Origin of the sequence: Mucilaginibacter pedocola, assembly GCF_002013915.1 — a bacterium.
Taxonomy (GTDB): domain Bacteria; phylum Bacteroidota; class Bacteroidia; order Sphingobacteriales; family Sphingobacteriaceae; genus Mucilaginibacter; species Mucilaginibacter pedocola.
On the sequence record NZ_MBTF01000037.1, the window covers coordinates 211419 to 230872 of the forward strand.

General features: G+C 43.2%; 17 protein-coding genes. 11 read left to right on the forward strand and 6 right to left on the reverse strand.

The annotated features are described in order from the left end of the window. The first annotated feature begins 8 nt into the window (after positions 1-8). The 5 genes from BC343_RS27110 (at position 9) to BC343_RS27130 (ending at position 5531) form a co-directional block, all read left to right on the forward strand. Complete coding sequence (locus tag BC343_RS27110) at positions 9-1121, forward strand: glycosyltransferase family 9 protein (RefSeq protein WP_078350944.1); 1113 nt, start codon at positions 9-11, stop codon at positions 1119-1121. After that, the gene (locus BC343_RS27115) at positions 1118-2335 is read left to right on the forward strand and encodes a glycosyltransferase (RefSeq protein ID WP_078350945.1); all 1218 of its coding nucleotides are present in this window, start codon (positions 1118-1120) and stop codon (positions 2333-2335) included. Before BC343_RS27110 ends, BC343_RS27115 begins: the two co-directional genes overlap by 4 nt. 354 nt (positions 2336-2689) lie before the next feature. Next, positions 2690-3235, forward strand: coding sequence for an LbetaH domain-containing protein (locus BC343_RS27120; protein WP_078350946.1), 546 nt, complete (start codon positions 2690-2692; stop codon positions 3233-3235). 22 nt (positions 3236-3257) lie between these two features. After that, a complete protein-coding gene (locus BC343_RS27125) occupies positions 3258-4070 on the forward strand; it encodes a glycosyltransferase family 2 protein (protein ID WP_078350947.1) in 813 nt (270 codons plus the stop codon). A 204-nt stretch (positions 4071-4274) separates the two neighbouring features. Beyond that, positions 4275-5531, forward strand: coding sequence for a WcaI family glycosyltransferase (locus BC343_RS27130; protein WP_078350948.1), 1257 nt, complete (start codon positions 4275-4277; stop codon positions 5529-5531). Between the two features lie 145 nt (positions 5532-5676). Here the strand turns inward: BC343_RS27130 and BC343_RS27135 are convergent, their stop codons facing one another. The 4 genes from BC343_RS27135 to rfbB all read right to left on the reverse strand — a co-directional run bounded on the left by BC343_RS27135 (position 5677) and on the right by rfbB (position 10562). Further along, complete coding sequence (locus BC343_RS27135) at positions 5677-7833, reverse strand: heparinase II/III domain-containing protein (RefSeq protein WP_078350949.1); 2157 nt, start codon at positions 7831-7833, stop codon at positions 5677-5679. A 193-nt stretch (positions 7834-8026) separates the two neighbouring features. Then, the gene (rfbA, locus tag BC343_RS27140; protein WP_078350950.1) at positions 8027-8887 is read right to left on the reverse strand and encodes a glucose-1-phosphate thymidylyltransferase RfbA; all 861 of its coding nucleotides are present in this window, start codon (positions 8885-8887) and stop codon (positions 8027-8029) included. 41 nt (positions 8888-8928) lie between these two features. Next, positions 8929-9489: a dTDP-4-dehydrorhamnose 3,5-epimerase gene (gene rfbC, locus BC343_RS27145; RefSeq protein ID WP_078350951.1), complete on the reverse strand. Its 561-nt coding sequence runs from the start codon at positions 9487-9489 to the stop codon at positions 8929-8931. A 20-nt stretch (positions 9490-9509) separates the two neighbouring features. Next, entirely contained in the window at positions 9510-10562 is a 1053-nt protein-coding gene (gene rfbB / locus BC343_RS27150; RefSeq protein ID WP_078350952.1) for a dTDP-glucose 4,6-dehydratase, read from the reverse strand. A 342-nt stretch (positions 10563-10904) separates the two neighbouring features. Here rfbB and BC343_RS31890 point away from each other — a divergent pair, with 342 nt between their 5' ends. Genes BC343_RS31890 through BC343_RS27175 form a run of 4 tightly spaced genes read left to right on the forward strand, consistent with a single transcriptional unit; the run spans position 10905 to position 14948 of the window. Beyond that, the gene (locus BC343_RS31890) at positions 10905-11576 is read left to right on the forward strand and encodes a CatB-related O-acetyltransferase (RefSeq protein ID WP_156088779.1); all 672 of its coding nucleotides are present in this window, start codon (positions 10905-10907) and stop codon (positions 11574-11576) included. A gap of 48 nt (positions 11577-11624) precedes the next feature. Then, positions 11625-12911 carry an O-antigen ligase family protein gene (locus tag BC343_RS27165; RefSeq protein ID WP_078350954.1) on the forward strand — a complete coding sequence of 429 codons (1287 nt, stop codon included), beginning with the start codon at positions 11625-11627 and terminating at the stop codon, positions 12909-12911. Continuing rightward, on the forward strand, positions 12889-13767 hold the full coding sequence (locus tag BC343_RS27170) for a glycosyltransferase family 2 protein (RefSeq protein ID WP_162276954.1): 879 nt from the start codon (positions 12889-12891) through the stop codon (positions 13765-13767). Before BC343_RS27165 ends, BC343_RS27170 begins: the two co-directional genes overlap by 23 nt. Then, the gene (locus BC343_RS27175) at positions 13764-14948 is read left to right on the forward strand and encodes a glycosyltransferase family 4 protein (RefSeq protein WP_078350956.1); all 1185 of its coding nucleotides are present in this window, start codon (positions 13764-13766) and stop codon (positions 14946-14948) included. The genes BC343_RS27170 and BC343_RS27175 overlap by 4 nt, the downstream gene beginning before the upstream one ends. A gap of 9 nt (positions 14949-14957) precedes the next feature. On the opposite strand, the gene BC343_RS27180 is transcribed toward BC343_RS27175, so the two are convergent. Continuing rightward, on the reverse strand, positions 14958-16358 hold the full coding sequence (locus tag BC343_RS27180; RefSeq protein ID WP_078350957.1) for an undecaprenyl-phosphate glucose phosphotransferase: 1401 nt from the start codon (positions 16356-16358) through the stop codon (positions 14958-14960). 821 nt (positions 16359-17179) lie between these two features. On the opposite strand from BC343_RS27180, the gene BC343_RS27185 reads away from it, so the two are divergent. Together BC343_RS27185 and BC343_RS27190 are read left to right on the forward strand one after the other, a co-directional pair. Then, entirely contained in the window at positions 17180-17620 is a 441-nt protein-coding gene (locus BC343_RS27185) for a glycosyltransferase family protein (protein ID WP_078350958.1), read from the forward strand. A 3-nt stretch (positions 17621-17623) separates the two neighbouring features. Beyond that, complete coding sequence (locus tag BC343_RS27190; RefSeq protein WP_078350959.1) at positions 17624-18103, forward strand: glycosyltransferase; 480 nt, start codon at positions 17624-17626, stop codon at positions 18101-18103. Positions 18104-18198: 95 nt separating this feature from the next. Here BC343_RS27190 and BC343_RS27195 read toward each other — a convergent pair whose 3' ends face one another. Further along, positions 18199-19452, reverse strand: a complete 1254-nt coding sequence (locus tag BC343_RS27195; RefSeq protein ID WP_162276955.1) for an endo-1,4-beta-xylanase — start codon at positions 19450-19452, stop codon at positions 18199-18201. Positions 19453-19454: the final 2 nt, after the last annotated feature.

Here is a 19454-nt window from a genome sequence, read left to right on the forward strand (position 1 = left end):
GCTTGCTAATGGCCCAAACAGCAAAACAGGTTTTAATTTACAGGTTGGGTAGCCTTGGCGATACCGTTGTTGCCCTGCCTGCATTCCACCATGTACGCAATACCTACCCTAATGCACAAATAACCCTGCTTACCAACAGCCCTGTGGCCAGCAAAGCCGCACCGCTGGCCAGTGTACTGGGACAAGGCTACTTTTTTGATAACGTTTTGGCCTATCCGGTTGGCACGCGTAGCCCGAAGGTTTTGCTTGGCCTTATAAAGCAAATACGGGCCTTGAATATTGATACGGTAGTATACCTGGCGGGTGTACGCGAGCTAAAATCGTTACTTAAAACTAAGCTAACCGTACAGCGCGACCGCCTGTTTTTTAAAGCCGCCGGTGTGAAAAATATGGTGGCTTTCCCTGCCAACCATCCCGATTTTGTGCTTTCTGTTGATAGCGTTACCGGCGATTTGGAGTGGGAGGCCAAACGGCTGGCACGGCGCGTGAGCCAGTTAGGCCCCATAGATATTGATGACGCAAGCTATTGGGACCTGAAGTTTACTCAACAGGAGCTGCATACCGCCAATGCATGCCTTGCACCCGTTGCAGGCAAAAATATTATTGCAGCCAGCACGGGCACCAAATGCCAGGTGAATGATTGGGAAGCTCATAACTGGCTTAATTTGTTTGCGCAGCTTTCGCCACAGCTGCCGGGTTGGAAACTGGTAATGGTTGGCGGCCCCGATGAGCATGCGCTGGCCGATAAATGCGTAGAGGCATGGGGCGGCGGAGGCATAAACCTTTGCGGGCAAACATCGCCCCGTGTATCGGGCGCGGTACTACAACAGGCAAAAACTTTTATAGGGCACGATAGCGGGCCCATGCATTTGGCTGCTGCCGTAGGCACGCCATGTGCGGCGGTATTTTCGGCAAGGCACCATCCAAGGCAATGGTACCCCCGGGGCAATGCCAATAAAATAATATACCACAAAACAGACTGTGCCGGCTGCGGGTTGGATGTTTGTGTGGTACAACAAAAAAAGTGCATACTATCGGTAACCGTAACAGAAGTTATTGATGCCGTAACGGATATTTTAAATATAAACGACAGCAAACCTATTAATAGCCCCTTACAATGAAGCTGCTGCACATTATAGCCAGTATGGATCCCGCCAGCGGGGGGCCTTGCCAGGGCATACGTAATACCAACCCCGAGTTAACGCACAACGGCGTAAGCCGCGAAGTAGTAAGCCTCGATTCGCCCGATAGCGCCTTTTTGGGCATGGACGATTTTGAGATACATGCCCTTGGGCCTGCCAAAGGCCCCTGGCAATACTCGGCAAAACTGCGCCCATGGCTTGTAGCCAACATGAGCCGGTTTGATGTGGTTGTTATTAACGGGCTGTGGTTATACTCGAGTTATGCGGGCTGGAGCGTGAAGCGGGAGCTTGATAAGAAAGCGAAAAAGAAAGGAATTTTTGCCAACGTACCTAAGCTTTATGTAATGCCCCATGGTATGCTGGATCCCTATTTTCAACGTGCGCCCGATCGTAAACTTAAGGCCATACGCAACTGGTTTTATTGGAAGCTTATTGAGAGCAGGGTGGTGAATGATGCCGACGGCTTATTTTTTACCTGCCAGGTAGAACTTGAATTGGCACGGGAGGCCTTTTATCCGTACCATCCCAAAAAAGAAATAAACGTTGGCTATGGTATTATTACACCGCCGGCCCACCAGCCCGAAATGGACGATGCCTTTTTCAGGAAATGCCCGCAGGTGAAAGGGCACCCTTATTTACTTTTCTTTAGCCGTATACATAAAAAGAAAGGGGTAGATTTATTGATAAGGGCTTATGCTGATATAGTAAATAAACAAATAGCCGAGCGCGGCGAACATTATAAACTGGTTGTAGCCGGGCCCGGCATTGATAGCTCATATGGTAAAATGCTCGAGAGGCTTATTGGCCACTACCCAGACCTAAAGGGCAACCTTTTTTTTACCGGCATGCTTACCGGCAACGTTAAATGGGGGGCGCTGTATAATTGCGATGCTTTTGTTTTGCCCAGCCATCAGGAGAATTTTGGTATTGCAGTGGTAGAAGCCCTGGCATGCGAAAAGCCGGTGCTGGTATCGCACCAGGTAAATATCTGGAAAGAGATACAACACGGCGGCGGCGGGCTTGTGGCCTCTGATTCGATAGACGGCACGCGTACTTTATTAAATACCTGGCTTAACTTACCCGGCCACCAAAAAGAAGAAATGGGCAAAAAAGCCGCCCTGGTTTTTAAGGATAATTTCGATATACAGCGGGTTGCCAAGCATTTTATAAAGGCTATTTTTAGCCAGCACTAACGTATTTTAACGTTTGCTCCGCCTGTATATGCGCTGTGGTATGTTTTCATGATAATTAATAGGTTAAAAGTAATAAGGGCAACCGTTATATCGGGCATCGTTAACTAACTCTCAAAACAGCATATAGTAACACCGTGTAGCAATAATTCAAAAAAAGGTGCCTTGTGTTGCTATAAATAAATAATATTGCTAATAATTGTATAAGTTTAGTATTATTGCTTAAAATAACAAACGAAGCTATAACGGCTTTGCCCGGTAGTTAAATTCAGCACTGTTGCCGCCTCCAATAACATAATGCAGCTGGTTAGCCATCAGAAAAAGTGATTTGTTTGCTTAGGTTTTCTTAAAAGTTAAATGGTTAATCAGGATACATACACAGGCCCTTCGTTTTCTGTGGGCAACAGGGCGGCAAGGGTTTTATGGCAGTTTGCAGCATTCTTATTTTTCAAGTTTTCGCCCCGGCCGTTCCATAGCTGGCGTTCTTTTATACTACGCTGTTTTGGTGCTAAGGTAGGCCGCGGTGTGCATGTATACCCGGGCGTAAATATTTGGGCCCCATGGAATTTAGAACTTAGCGACGAATGCGGCATTGCCAATGGCGCAACTTTGTATTCGCAGGCAAAAATTACTATAGGCTACAGGGCGGTTGTATCACAAGGTGCCTATATATGCACCGGTACGCATGATTATACAAAATCGGGCTCGCCATTAATTGCGCGCCCTATAGTAATAGGCGATAACGCGTGGGTTGCTGCCGAGGCTTTTATACACCCCGGAATTACCATTGGCAACGGATGTGTAATAGGGGCAAGAGCGGTAGTGGTTGGCAATATGCCCGAGTGGATGGTATGCGCGGGGCATCCGTGCAAGCCTTTAAAGCCAAGAGTAATAGTTGATTAATTTGTACAATGGTTATTGATTAATGGTATCGGTACTTATACTTACCAAAAACGAGGAGCAGGATTTACCTGCTTGCCTTGCATCTGTAGCCTGGTGCGATGATGTGCACGTTTACGACTCATACAGCACCGACCGTACTGTTGAAATAGCCACTGCTGCCGGTGCCGTTGTAACGCAGCGTAATTTTGATAATTGGGCCGCGCATCAAAACTGGGGCTTGGCCAATATACATTTTAAACATACCTGGGTTTTATATATAGATGCCGACGAGCGCGTATCCGACGGTTTATACCAGGCCCTGCAACAATTTGATGTAAACAGCGCAAATGCTGCTTATGAAATACAACGGCGGGATTTTGCCTGGAACGGAAGATGGCTAAAACACGCGCAAGTTTCGCCTTACTACTTAAGGCTATTTAGGCCTGGTAAAATGCGTTATGAGCGGCTGGTGAACCCGCTTTCTGTACCAGATGGGCCGGTAGAGCGGCTGGGCGGCTACCTCGATCATTACCCGTTTAGTAAGGGCATAAAGTTTTGGTTTAGCAGGCATTTGGGCTACGCAGATATGGAAGCTGCCATGCGTGTACAGCAAATGAATGGCGGAGAAAAATTCTCGTTAAAAAAAGCATTATTTGGTTCGGATTTTACCGAACGCAGGTACCATCAAAAGGGCATTTTTTACAAGCTCCCCGGCAGGCCAATAATAAAGTGGCTGTATATGGTGGTTTTGCGAAGGGCCTTTTTAGATGGCAGCGCAGGTATTACCTATGCAACCATGCAATCGATATATGAGTATTTTATAGTACTTAAAACAAAAGAGATGGTGGGTAAATAGGGGCAAGCGGAAAAAAAAAGATATATTTATACCGCTCATTTTACATAAGTATTTAATTGTAAACGCGTAAAACAATATGGTTTAAACGCGCTGCAACAGGTAGGGTTTTAGTATTATTTATTAAGCTAAATATCTGGTAAGTAAATATTTATTACTTGGGTGTTACCAAAGGAAAGCGTTACGGGGCTATGCCCGGTTTTATAAATGGACAAGAAACAAATACTGTTATTAAGTCATAATTTCTCTCCCGAACCAATTGGTATTGGTAAATACAACGGCGAAATGCTTAGCTGGTTGGTTAGCCGTGGGTACGACTGTACAGTAGTTACAACTTTTCCGTATTACCCGTTTTGGAAGGTGCAGGAACCTTATACCAACCGCTGGTATAAAAAAGAGGTAACCTACAACGAAAAAAGCGGCGCTACTTTAACCGTTTACCGCTGCCCATCGTACATCCCCGCCGACCCAACAGGCAAGCAGCGCGCCCTGCAGGATTTTTCGTTTTGGGTAACAAAATTCTTCATGGTTTTTAAGCTCATACTTTTCAATAAAAAGTTTGATTTAATTATAACCGTTGCGCCGCCATTCCACCTGGCCTACCTTGGGCTGCTTTTGAAGAAATTTACCGGTGGCAAGTTGCTTTACCATATACAGGATATGCAAATAGAGGCCGCGCGTGACCTTAAGCTGTTCTCAAAAAAACGCGTACTGGCGGGCTTGTTTAAGCTTGAACATAATATTTTGAAAAACGCCGACTATGTGAGCAGCATATCCGACGGTATGATCAAGAAGATAAAGGCCAAGTATAACCGCGAGATAGTGTTTTTCCCTAACTGGGTAGATACCAATTACTTTTTCCCTTTACACAACCGCGAAAGCCTGAAAACCAAATGGGGCTATAAGCCCGATGATATTGTGTACCTGTACTCGGGCGCAGTAGGAGTAAAGCAAAGGTTGGAACGTATATTGGTTACCGCAGGCGAATTGATAAACCACGAGCATATTAAATTTATAATTTGTTCTTCGGGGCCGTATAAAGACCAATTGCAGGAGCAAGCCATACAGAAAGGGCTTAACAATATATCGTTTTTGCAGGTGCAGGAAAAAGAGGTTTTTAACGAGTTTCTGAACATGGCCGATATACACCTGGTATTGCAGATAGCTGATGCCGGCGATTTGGTAATGCCATCTAAGCTCACAACCATTTTGGCAGTAGGCGGGGCAAGCATTATAACCGCCGCTGAGGGCACCTCGCTGCACGAAGTGGTAAAGGACCATGATTTTGGCTATGTAGTAGAGCCGCAGGATAAAGAACAGCAAGACCTGCTCACCAACCAAATACTGCAAATAAAACTGGACGAAAGCCTGGAGAAAAAACGCGAAAACGCCCGAAATTATGCGGTGCAATACCTTAACGTAGATAAGGTAATGAATAAGTTTGTAGATGATTTTATAGCATAGGCAAAGCGCTCCGCCTTCGATAATATTACTTTGGCATCTTAATGCACAAAAACACAGGTTAATGCTTAGCGATAGCCGCATCTTAATACATACCCACGTTACTAACTCGCAGCTTTCACATTAATAACTTATAGAGCTTTTAGCCCTATTTGCCCCATTCGCTTAATGGTTTTACAGGCTGGAAAACTTTATTGGCTGTACTGCCAGGTGTTAGAGTTACCGATAAATCTATTTTACTGTTAGCCGGCAAACTTATGTCAAACCCAATAAATATTGTTCCCGGGTTTCGCATTTCATAGGTGTTATGCGAATAGGTAGGCCAGGTTTTTAAAGTTATGTTGGCCGATTCGGCTACTTCTAAATAAAGTGTTTTACCGTTAAGTGTTAGTTCTGCCTTGTTTTTACTTAAAATTTTGACTGATGCCGCGGTAACCATATTCCACCTAATGGTAGTTGCTTTATTAAGTGATTTAATTTCATCTCTTACAACAACGTGGTTTTGATCAACTATTGCAATGCCCCTTTTTGCAGAAGCCACATGCCCGCTATATATTTCCGACAAATCAGTCGTAGCGCTTAAAAAATCCTTATTGGTTGTAAGGTTAGCTATAGTGGCATTGCCAGTAGCGTTTTGAAGCGCCGAATCAATTGTTAGTGTATTATGCGAAAAATTATTATTTCTGAAAACGCTCCATCGGTTAGACTCCTGCGAATAATCGGCCAGGTCTATTCCCTTAGCAGAAAGGACGCCATAATTCTCTTTTCCAAAATCAATTGCCCAACGTTGGCCATCTGCATCCATCACAAATGATCCGGCATCAAGGTGGCTGTGGGAGTTTTGTCCGCTACCGGCTTTAAGCCCCACGTAAATAGCATTAGGGTTTGTCCATGATGAGCGCATCATAGCTACCGAATTTTCCCCGTTTCCTTTCCAGGCGTTTATCTTGGGTTCGGTTACATTGTCCAAACGTACGTTACTGCCCCATATTAACCATGTAGGTAAAAATCTATAACTAATAAAAGTTTTGTCGGGGTAGGTCATAATTTTATTACGTTCTACCCATAGTAACGACTTGTCTGCTGTTTGATTAGAAAACCAATAAAGCAAACCGGTGGAACTGACGTCCTCAACATCATTTGCGTCGGAATAATTAAAAGCAATATCTGAAGTGCCCACTGCATTTTGAGCGTATTTAGCAGATTCTAAAAATCCGCTTGATTTGCTAAGCCCAAAATCTGTTTTGAATGCACTTTGTAAGGCGGTAATAGCTAAAACGTTAAAAGTTGTGCCGAAACAGTAATACCCAAAACCTTCCGGGTAAGCGCCCTCGGGCTTATAGACGGCCATTGCAAGCGGGAGAGATGAAAGCGACCTATTAATTATTTTTTTTGCAAACTCCGGGTCATCCTCATAAATAGCCAAAGCGCCATATATCATGGCCGAGTTACAAACCTGGTTCCAGTTGGTATTCTTTGTAAGCCATGAGTTATATAGGGGGTTAAGCGAAGGCTCAATTCCCTTTTTTAATATTGCTTTTTTTATGATCATTCGGTAAGTATCCGGTATGTCATTATATAACCAGTCATAAGCAATGGAAACGGCAGTGGTCATTTCCGCTACATCCAAATATACTTTTGGGTTCCAATCTTCGAATGCCGAAACGTTCAGCATTTCTTCGATAGCTCTATCAAGGTATTTTTTTTCTTTTGTCATTCGCCACGCGTACGACAAGAAAAACATTCTGCGAATTCCCTCCCTTTTCGGGTCAAATTTATTATTAGACGCGTTTTTGGTAGAAATAAGCGGTTTATTCAATATAGCCCTGCATCCGGCAAATATCAGCTGATTAACTCTGCTCAGGCCTTTATCTTCCCTTATATTGTTTTCTAGTTTTTTCTCTTCACCGGCTAAAAGCAAAAGCCTCGGGTGGTCCGGCACCTGGATATTCCCGATATGATCTGTTTGATCATCTATTGTAAATACTTGTTCTGATGCTTTTTTATGCTTTCCTGTAAACAGGTATCTGTGAAAACCAAAGTTAGATATCAATATGGCGGAGTAAATACCTATACACGCTAATGAAATGAGAAACTGAAGCCTCTTTCGAAATAAAAAGTATAAAACGAACAAGCCGTTAATAATAAGCAAAAGGGACAAATCGCGCCCCGCTAATGAAATTCTAAAATTGTCTTTCGGGTAGCCATCTGATAATAAATAATACAAAAGTGTAGCCACTGCTACTATGATATTAAGAATCAGAATATATCTATCTACTTTAGAGAGCCTTTTTTTGGGTTTCATACAATACTTAATAGCTAAGCGTTGGTATTATCCAACGTCTCAAAAATAACGTTTTTAGTGGTTTATAAATACTTACCGTTAATTTGTTTGTAGGTGATAATACTTTTTTGAAGAGCCTAATAACCAATAATTTAAATTTTGGTAAGTTATTGATATATAGCCTTTCGCGTGCTTGGTGCATTGTTTGCTGCCCCTACGCCTCCAGTTCCTGCAGGTATTTGCCGTAACCGCTTTTGATATACTTTGTGGCCAGCTTTTGCAAATCATCGTAATTAATAAAACCCATGCGATAGGCTACTTCTTCTATACAGCCAATTTTGGTGGCTTGCCTTTTTTCTATCACCCTTACAAACTCGGTAGCATTGCTAAGCGAATCAAAGGTTCCGGTATCAAGCCAGGCAGTGCCGCGGTCCATTACGCCTACATGCAGTTCGTTTTTTTCGAGGTACACCCTGTTCACGTCGGTAATCTCGTATTCGCCTCGTGGAGATGGGGCAATGTTTTTGGCAATTTCTACCACCTGGTTATCGTAAAAGTAAAGGCCCGGTACGGCGTAGTTAGATTTGGGTTTAGCCGGTTTCTCTTCTATCGATACCGCTTTCAACTCCTTATCAAATTCAACTACACCATAACGTTCAGGATCGGCAACGGGGTAGGCAAAAATGGCGGCGCCGTTTACATTGTTGAAGCTTTGTATAAGTTTGCTAAAGCCCGATCCGTAAAATATATTGTCGCCAAGTATCAGGGCTACTTTATCGTTACCAATAAAATCGGCACCTATTACAAATGCCTGCGCAAGGCCATTGGGTACTTCCTGTACGGCAAACTCAAAGCGGCAGCCCAATTCGCTGCCATCGCCCAATAGCCTTATAAACCCGGCCTGATCGTCGGGCGTGGTAATAATTAAAATTTCCTTTATCCCGGCGAGCATTAATACCGATAAGGGATAGTATATCATCGGCTTATCGTATATCGGCATCAGCTGTTTGCTTATAGCCTTAGTAATGGGGTACAAACGCGTGCCCGAGCCGCCGGCAAGGATAATTCCTTTCATAGTATTTTAATGTTGCTTAATAGTTGTTTTTATAGAAACGTTTACAGCGTGAAACCCATATCGCCGGCGTCTTTCAATAGCGGCAGCTCCAGGTCTTTCTCTGATACCAGCAGTTCGGCAGCGGGTAGCCCCCAGTCAATGTTCAATGCCGGGTCTGAATACAGCAGCCCGCCTTCTGATGCTTTGTTGTAATAATTATCGCATTTGTATTGAAAAACGGCGGTATCGCTTAATACTACAAAGCCATGCGCAAAGCCCTTCGGTATAAAAAATTGCTGATGATTTTGTGCCGACAACCTTACGGTAACATGTTGGCCAAATGTTGGCGAACCCTTCCTTACATCTACTGCTACATCTAAAACCTCGCCCTCGGTAACCCTTACCAATTTAGATTGCGCGTGCTCGCCCTTTTGAAAATGCAACCCGCGGCATACGCCTTTGGTAGAAAAAGATTGATTATCCTGCACAAAATTCACCTCGTACCCAACGGCATTGTTAAAGTTTTTGGCGCTGAACGATTCGAAGAAGTACCCGCGGTCGTCGTTAAACACGCGTGGGGTTATAATAATACAGCCCTGCAGCGGGGTGGGAGTAATAGTCATGTATGTTGGTTTACTTTTGGTTAGATGCTTGCGTATTGTGTATCGTAATAAGTGGCGTAGTTGCCGCTGGTAACATCGTTAAGCCAGGCTTCGTTGGCCAAAAACCAATCAATGGTTTCTGATAGGCCCTGCTCAAACGTTACCGAAGGCGCCCAGCCCAGTTCGCGGTTAATTTTACCGGCATCAATAGCGTAGCGCCTGTCGTGGCCGGGGCGGTCTTTCACATAGGTGATCAGCTGGTTGCTGGTGCCCGGTTCGCGGCCCAGTTTTTCGTCCATTTGTTTGCAAAGCAGCTGCACCAGGTCAATATTCTTCCACTCGTTAAAGCCGCCAATATTATAGGTATCGCCTGTTTTGCCTTCATGGAAAACCAGGTCGATAGCTATGGCGTGGTCTTTTACGTAAAGCCAATCGCGGGTGTAGTTGCCATCTCCGTAAACGGGCAGGGGTTTGTTATTGATGATGTTGTTTATCATCAGCGGGATAAGCTTCTCAGGGAAATGGTAGGGACCGTAGTTGTTAGAGCAGTTTGATATTACGGTTTTAATGCCGTAGGTATCGTGATAAGCCCGCACAAAATGGTCCGACGAGGCCTTGCTGGCACTGTAGGGCGAATGCGGATCGTACCGGGTTTCTTCGGTAAACAGGCCTTCTGCACCCAATGCTCCGTAAACCTCATCGGTAGATACGTGATAGAATAAATGGTCGGCATAGTGGCCTTTCCATTTTTCTTTAGCAGCTTCTAATAGCGTTACTGTGCCAATAACGTTGGTAAGCACAAAATCCAAAGGGTTGGTTATAGAACGGTCCACGTGCGATTCGGCCGCCAAATGTATCACGTCGGTAATGCCGTATTTATCAAAAATGGCGTTTACTTCATCGCGGTTCCTGATATCAGCCTTTTCAAACTGATAATTAGGGGCGTTTTCAACATCCTTCAAATTTTGCAGGTTGCCGGCGTAGGTTAATGCATCTAAATTAACTATCAGGTAATCGGGGTGGTTATTTACAAAGCGGCGCACAACGCACGAGCCAATAAAACCCGCTCCGCCGGTAATCAGGATCTTTTTCATAAGGGTGGTGATAAAGCGAAATATTTAAGTTGATATTTTATTAACATTATAATAAAACTAAACTTATGGTGCAAGTATACTCAAATTTTATATCATTTTATTGAGATTTATGCATATTATGCGTTGTTTTTGGTAGCGGGCATCGCACCGCACAGGAATGGGCAAAATGGCGGGCCTTCCACAAAACAGAGTATTGGCTTTAAAAGCAGGTTGCGGCAGCCTTATGTTTTATTAAGTAATAAACTATATGCAGGTGGCTTGCCCTTGTTTTTAAAAAAAGTGGGCTACTTGGTATGTTTTGCTGCCTTTAGTGTATTAAAATAATTATGTTTACCGTACGAAATGAAGAACTGGCTAAAGCGGAATTATTACAGGTTGGTTAACTTCAACAAAAACGTAAAAATTGGCAGCGGCATTGAGTTTAACATGCATAACTCTTTTGAAGGGTTTAATGTTATAGGCAATAAGGCTATCATAGGTTCGTCGCATATAGGGCTTGGTACCTACGTTTCGGCTGCATCGGTAATAAAAGATACGTTCATTGGCAGGTTTTGTTCTATAGGCAGCAACATACAAACCGGTATGGGCACGCATCCATCAAAAATATTTGTATCAACTCATCCCGCTTTTTTTTCGGTAGAAAAGCAAGCAGGGTTCAGCTTTGTTAACCAAAACCGGTTTGAAGAATTTGTTTATGCCGATGCCGAAAAAAAACTGATTGCCATAATAGGTAACGATGTTTGGATAGGCAATAACGTAATAATTACCGACGGTGTAACCATAGGCGATGGTGCCATTGTTGCCGCCGGCGCGGTAGTTACCAAAGATGTGCCACCTTACGCCATTGTTGCGGGCGTACCTGCAAAAGTACTCAGGTACCGTTTCGAGCCGGCCGAGATAGATTATTTGCTGCAAATAAAATGGTGGAATTGGGGCATGGAAAAGCTAAGGCGCAACAGCCCCGCCTTTAACGATATAAAACAGTTTATTAATACTACCCAAAACGCAACGTAATTGCCTTTTGGCCTAACCTTTAAATATCCTTTTTAAAAGCACATTTACATGGCTCCTAAAAAAAATAAAACATTCGATCTTAACTACTTTATAATGCTGGCGTTTTTACTGGTATCGGCTAATGCTAATATCATATCGTCAACTACAGTTGCCTGGGCGGTCATTATATTAGGGCTGTTTGGTGTTGCCATGCAGCGCAAACAAATAGGCCGCCGCGAATTGAATGCTATTGGCGTTTTTGCCGGTTTATATGTATTATATGTAAGCGGCCGCTTTTTCCTGGTAAACGATCTGACAACCGATTACCTCTACAGCGATTACGTTTTTTTATTTAAATACATATTTATAGCCTTTTTAATTTGTGTGGTGCTGCGCGATAAACTGCTGGCCACCTTTGTGAAGGTAATGGTGCACTTAACTATTATATCGCTGGTGTTTTTCGCCCTTCAGTTATTGGCACCAACGTTTATGTATAAAATTTTCCTGACGTTGAATTTCCCAACAGGTAACACTATACCGGGGTATACCAACGCACTATTTTTTACCTACACCCAGGGCTTTCACGATTTTAGCAACTCGGGCTTTGTATGGGAGCCGGGCGCCTTTGGTTGCTTTTTGGTGCTCACGCTTATGTTCCATTTCTTCCTAAATAAGTTTAGGTACGATAATATTACCATACTGCTTATCCTGGCAAACATCACCACGTTTTCAACTACCAACTACCTTGGCTTGCTGGTGTTGATATTCTTATCGTACAGGTACAGGGTGCCCAAAATCAACATCTATGTGCTCATATTAGTGCCGGCAAGTATATTGGCCTTCATATTTATTCCGTTTTTGGGCGATAAAATTATTGAAACCTATAATGAAGACATGCGCGACCTTAAACACTTAAAGGTGTTAGAGAAGTATTACCACCACAACCGTATGGAGATACCGCTTAACCGTTTCTCGAGCATGTGGCACATTATTGATACCTTTCAGGAGAAACTCATCTTAGGCGTAAGCAATAAATATAACGATGTGCTTAACAAGGCTTACACGGTGAACATATCAAACGGTGTGTTTGATTTTATTGCCAAATTTGGCATTATAGGTTTGCTGGTGCTGCTTTACAAGTACGCAGCAGTATGCGCCAAATACGTAATACGCTGGGAAAACGTGGCTTACTGCCTCATGATCATACTGGTGCTGAGCTTTGGCGAGCCTATTTTGTTTTTGCCTATTGTAATGATGTTTTTATTCCTGAAAGACAAGCAGACCGCCATTGATAAATATGGCAGGGAAGAGCCTCAGGACAACGAACCCGTATATGGCAGAGCAAGGGCGCGATAGTACTTGCGCGGTGTTAATTACCTGCTTTAACCGCAGGCAAAAAACACTCGATTTTTTGGCCAGCTTAACCGGCCAGGATGGCTTTGCTGCACTTGCTCCCGATATTTACCTGCTTGATGACGGCTCTACCGATGGTACCGCACAGGCAGTGGCCGAAGCTTACCCGGCTGTTAAAATTGTGCAGGGTACAGGCAGCCTGTTTTGGGCAGGCGGCATGCGGTTTTTATGGCAGCATGTGCTCACTCAAAAAAACTACAATTTGTTTTTGCTTTGTAACGATGATGTGGTTTGGCTCGATGGAGCCTTAAGCCGGCTCATTGCGGCGTACGGGCTGGTTGCATCCAAGGGCGTTGTAATGGTAGGGTCAACCCTAAGCCCGGGTACAAATAAAATGTCGTACGGGGGGCATACGCTGTTTGATGTTAACCGCGCGGCTTACCACGCTGTGGTGCCCCATGAGGTTGATAGCCTGCCTTTCCATTTGGGCAATGCTAATATATTATTGGTTGATGATGCAGCCGTGGCAAAAATTGGCGTATTTACTGATGCCTACACCCATTACCTTGCCGATTTTGATTACACACTAACCGCATTTAAGGCTGGGCTGGCAGTTTTGGTAGCACCCGGCTATTACGGCTATTGCGAAGACGACCACGGCGTGAGCTGGCTATCGGGTAAGCACACGCTTAAGCAGCGCATTAAGTACTTATACAGCCCCAAAGGGCTTGCCTACCACGAATATCTTTTTTACATCAAAAAGTTTTTCCCGGCCGATTACATTGGGGCCAAAGTTAAATTGTGGATGAAAACGCTTTTCCCGGTAATTTGGGATAAGTTTAAAAAAACAGCCAATTGAAAGTAGTTATCATCAATAACGATTTTAGGGTTTATTGGAAAGGCCGCCTGGTATACCTGCGAGAATACCTGCCGCAACAAGGAATGTCTTTGAACGCCGTGGAACTTTTCGGAAAAGGATCGCCCTACGGGTTCGATTCGGTAACCAGTACTGAGGATTGGTGGCAATGTTTGTTTCCGGATAAAAGCGCCGCCGATGTGCCTAAGGAACAGATTAAAGCGGGTGTATTTGCCGCGCTTGATAAAATAAACCCCGATGTGGTTATAGGGCCTTCTATTGTGTTTTTTGCAGGGGCGTTGGCTATTGCATGGGCAAAAAAAAGGCGGAAAAGGTTTATAATGTTTGATGATGCCCGCCCTACGCAGGTAAAGCGCAACTTTATTGTGCAATGGGTGAAAGATTTGATAACAAGCAATGCCGATGGCTTTTGGCTGCCTGCAAAAAGCTACGATACCGATTACCTTAAGTTTAAGCAGCAAGGGCTGCACTTTTTTTACGGGCTTGCTTGCATAAACAATAGTTTTTTTAGCGTAGATAACAGGCCAGCCAATACTAAAGCAATAATTTGCGTGGCGAGGTTAGTGCCCATTAAAAACCTTGATGGCCTGCTTAAAGCTTGGCAGGTTGTAGAGCAGCAGAACACCGGTTACAAGCTTATAATAGTAGGCAACGGTCCCGAAGGGGATGCGCTTACGCAGCAGGCGGCCGGCCTTAAACTGCAGCACGTAGAATTTGTAGATGCGGTTGATAACAAACAATTGCCCGTTTGCTTTGCGAGAGCTGATGCATTTGTTTTGCCGAGCTTTTCTGAAACCTGGGGGCTGGTGGTAAACGAGGCTATGGCAGCCGGGCTACCCGTATTGCTTAGCGCTACCGTAAACGCCGCTAACGATTTGCTGCGCGATGCCGAAAATGGCTACAAGTTTAACGCTTTTGATAATGCCGATATAGCAGCAAAGCTATTGCAATATATTGCGTTAAGCCCCGGCGAAAAAGCAGCTATGGGGCAACAATCCCTCCGCATTATTGATACCATGAGTTACGAAAAAATGGGAGGGCAGCTTGTAGCAGCTATTAATACCATTACAGCCGCTAAATACAAAGCGCCCGGCATAGCTGCTGCTGCTATTATAGCGCGCTGGCATGGGCGCTATAATACGTCGGGTTGGGATAAGTTGTAAGCGCTGCGATTAAAAGGCGTTCTCTTCGCCACGCAGGCTGTTCCAAACCGTCAGGAATATGATCTTCAGGTCGAGCAGGAACGACCAGTTCTCAAGGTACCAAACATCCGCCTCAACACGTTGCATCATGGCCTCGGTGGTGCGGGTTTCGCCCCTCAGGCCTTTTACCTGTGCCCAACCGGTAATACCGGGCTTCAGAAAGTGCCTTACCATAAACCTGTCTATCAACTGCGAGTATTGTATAGTGTGGCTAAGCATGTGCGGGCGCGGGCCAACAATGCTCATATTGCCCATTAATACGTTAAAAAACTGCGGCAGCTCATCAATACTGGTGCGGCGCATAAATGCCCCCAGTTTGGTTATACGCTTATCATTACGCGTAGCCTGCACCTTATCGCTATCCTTGTTAACCCGCATGCTGCGGAATTTGTAACACCAAAACGGGTTATTATCCCTGCCCGAACGCAGCTGCTTGAACAACACCGGCCCTTTCGATTCCAGCTTTATCAGTATAGCCAAAATAGGGTATAGCCAGCTAAAGAAGAATATAATGATGAATAGCGAGAAGCTAATATCGAATAAGCGCTTTAAAAAGCGGTTCAGCATGCTCTCTAAAGGTTCGGCACGTACCGATATTACCGGGATATGCCCAAAGCTTTGTATAAGCACAGGTTTTATACCGTAATCGTAATATTCGGGCACAATACGGAAGCGGATAAGGTTTTTTTCGGCACCTGATAGCAGCCCCTCTATCTTTCGGCTTTCAGATACCGGAAGCGTACAAAATATCTCATCTATTTTGTTGCTCAGCACATAGTCTATACAATCATCAACCGGGCCAAGGTATTTTACCTTATCGCTAACGGCATCGGGGTCGTCGTCAAAAAAGCCTACCAGTTTGTAGCCTCTATCGGGGTTGCCTCTAAAAAAAGAGTGCAAATCGTTACTTATACGGCCGCTGCCTACAATAATTACCTTGCGCGCATCATAAAGCGATGCACGGTTGCTTTTGCGTATACTCAGGAATATAAGCTTCCATATCCATAAGGTTACCGCAAACAGCGCACACGAATAAATAAGGTATCCACGCGTTATGTAATATGCCTTTATGCCTATTACTGTTACTATAATACATATTAAAGCAACAAAAATAAGGTAGGTTTTTATAACGCTGCGGTAAGTATTTACAGCATCGCGGTTAAGTGCTTTATCGTAAAGGCGGGTTAAATTGGCCGAGAGCAGCCAGGTTAAGTTAAATACAAGTACAATTGGAAGGTAATCTTTGTTGGTGGCCCAAAGTATATGAACCTTATCAACAATATAGTATGCTATTACCATGCTCATGTTTAAAACTATGTAATCAAACGTGAGATTAATAGTTTTAATGAATGTAGCGTAGCGATGAACCATATTAATATTATAAGTATTTACTGAATGTTTAGGTAATGATTTTGGTTATGCGAAACAGGCCCGCAAAACACGCAGCTTTGATATTTTAAGCCGGAGTATCTTTAACTAAAATTGTGGTAATATAAGCAGAAAAGCGTAGTTGCATTGTTTGTAATATTAAATTTATTTGCGCACTTTTTAATAGAAGTTTAAGCTGAAGCCTTACGCAACCTCATGTTAATAATTTATCACACGAAAATATACAAAATTCTTAAAATATCGGCAATTATTGTATTACTCTTTAAACTTTTAAGCCAGGCCGTTAACTCATACAAAATAATTAGGCCACTATCTTGCTTCTCATTTTAGATATTAAATTTTATTAATCTCTAATAGCGTTTTAATAATTTTAAAAAAATATTTTTAACACAGAGTTTATTGGAGATAAAATTGAAATTTTTTACTGTTTCAAACCATTTAAAAGTATATCTTCGGTAACTCCAATGTTGTATTAATTAACATTGGGGATTACGTAGCAACAGGCCCTTTCGTTTGATGCTTTTGGGATCCGGTCCACTTTTTTGCCCGGTTAAGCAAGCGATCAACAGATGTACAGTAGTGCAAAATACTCATCGGCGACCTGTTAATTATTAGTTTATTGAAGTTGAGTTATTATAGCGGTATTATTGCGCTTTTTTTCGCATTTAAGCGCTTATTGTCGTTAAAAGTAAACTTGTTGGTTTGCCCTTTAGCACTAATAGTGCTATATTTGTTACAAGATCATAGATGGAAAAAGTAGTTCGATCGCAAATTTATTGGCTCTTAACGCAAGGATATAAAATATGAAAGTTTTAGCTGTAGCGTCGATCGGGGGGCACTGGATTCAACTTTTAAGGCTCATGCCATTATTTAAGGAGCATGATGTTACTTTTATGTCTACTAATCCGAGTTTGCAAGACACTGTAAAAGAATATAAATTTTACCATGTGCCCGATTCTAATCGCCGGGATAAAGTGGCCCTCATGAAGTCCACATTATCTGTTAGCTGGTTGGTATTTAAAATTTGGCCAAGAGTAATTATTACTACCGGTGCAGCGCCGGGCCTTATAGCTATTTTTGCGGGTAAACTTATTGGTGCTAAAACTATTTGGATAGATAGTATTGCCAATGTAGACAGGCTATCCATGAGCGGCAAAATGGCGCTTAAAATTGCTGATAGAGTGTACACACAGTGGGAGCATTTGCAAACTGAGCAAGTTATATATAGCGGAAATATTTTATAAGAAATGATTTTTGTAACAATCGGTACCCAGGAGCCATTTGATAGGTTAATAAAGGTAATGGACGAGTTGGCCGCTACCGTGTTAAAAGGCACCGAAGTAATTGCACAAACTTTTGAAACCGATTACAAAATAGAAAACATGAAGGCCCTTAATTTTGTGCCTTCAACTGATTTTGATGCTTATTTTAATGCTGCAGATTTAATTGTAAGCCATGCAGGCATGGGCACCATTATATCGGCCCTGGTGCAAAATAAACCTATTATTGTTATGCCCCGCCTTATGTTGTATGATGAGCACCGCAACGAGCATCAGCTTGCAACAGCAAAAAAGTTTGACGAACTTGGTTATGTAGAAGTTGCCTACAGTGGCGACGAACTCAAAAACAAGATTATAGAAATGTGGCCCGATAAATTAAAGCCTATGCACCAAATTGGCAGCGTGGCCTCAGATTCACTTATAAAGTCTCTCCGCGAGTTTATTTAGAGTTAGCTAAATATTCTTAAACTGAAAAAGGCAGCGGCGGTTAAAATAGTTAACCGCCGCTGCCTTTTTTGTTTTGTATTAAGCGGATAGCCGCTTTACTGGCCCGCTTTAAAATCGGTTATCTTTCTTAACATGGGCTTAGGTTTTAAATTATTATCAAACAAATTTGGGTAGTTGCGCTTCCCCAACCGTTTAGTTAGGTAATTATTAATGTCGGCAGGGGCCCAGGTAGTAATACCAGTCACCACACCTTTTCTCTGCCTGCAAACTTTAAACACCATATTAAAAATATCAGATTGCTTGCCCTCTTTATCTATAGTATAATCGTCGCTATCATTGGCCACGGTTTTGGCTTTCGCCTCGCGGTTAAAAATAGATACGTCCAGTTCGGTAATCTGCACTTCCAAACCCAGTTTTGCAAACATATCAATACTATTGCTAAGCAACTCTTCCGACATACCATCTATACCAATATGGCACTGGATACCCACGCCGTCAATTGGCACCCCTTTTGCTTTCATCTCCTTCAAAAAGGCATATATTTTATCTCTTTTTGCTTCATCGTAAAAGGTATCATTGTAAAATAGTTTTGCAGATGGGTCTGCTTTCCTCGCTGTGCGGAAAACATGTTCAATATAGTCTTCACCGGCAATTTTATACAACGTATCTATCCTGCTGTATTGCGTGGTTTCGGTAGTTTTTGCCACGGTTTCATTCAAAACATCGTAAGCATAAACTTTTCCTTTATAGCGGCTCATAACTGTATTAATATGGCTATCCAGCCGAGAGTAGAGCAACTCTTTGGATGCCAGTTGCCCGTTATCCCAAAAAAACCAATGCGGCATCCTGTAAAACCAAACAAGGCAATGGCCTCTCACTTTCAATCCGTTTTGCACCGCAAAATTTACAATTTTATCGGCCGGTGCCCATTTATACACATTTTCGCTTGGGTGTATATTTACGGGTTTCATATCGTTTACAGGGGTAACGCTCGAGTATTGTTTGGCTATAAAACTTGCAGTACGAGGGTCTGTTACCATTTTAGAATCTACTGCCGTACCAATAGGGAAGTAGTTTCTGTAGGCCCTTTTTAACTGTACGGTTGTATCGGCCATATCTGCGGCAGGGTAATTGGGGCTTTGCGTAGCGGTACCGGTTTTTTGTGCATCGGTATCGGCGGCAGTTTGCACCAAACCTGTATCACGCGGAGCTATGGCTGTTTTAGCAACCGTGTTGCCGGTTGTTTGCGAAGGTGCTGAATTGGCATTATCGCAAGAGGGGGCTAATAAACCTAAGCTTAAAAACGTGGGTACTACGCAAAGGAATTTTAATTTCGATAAACTATTCATAA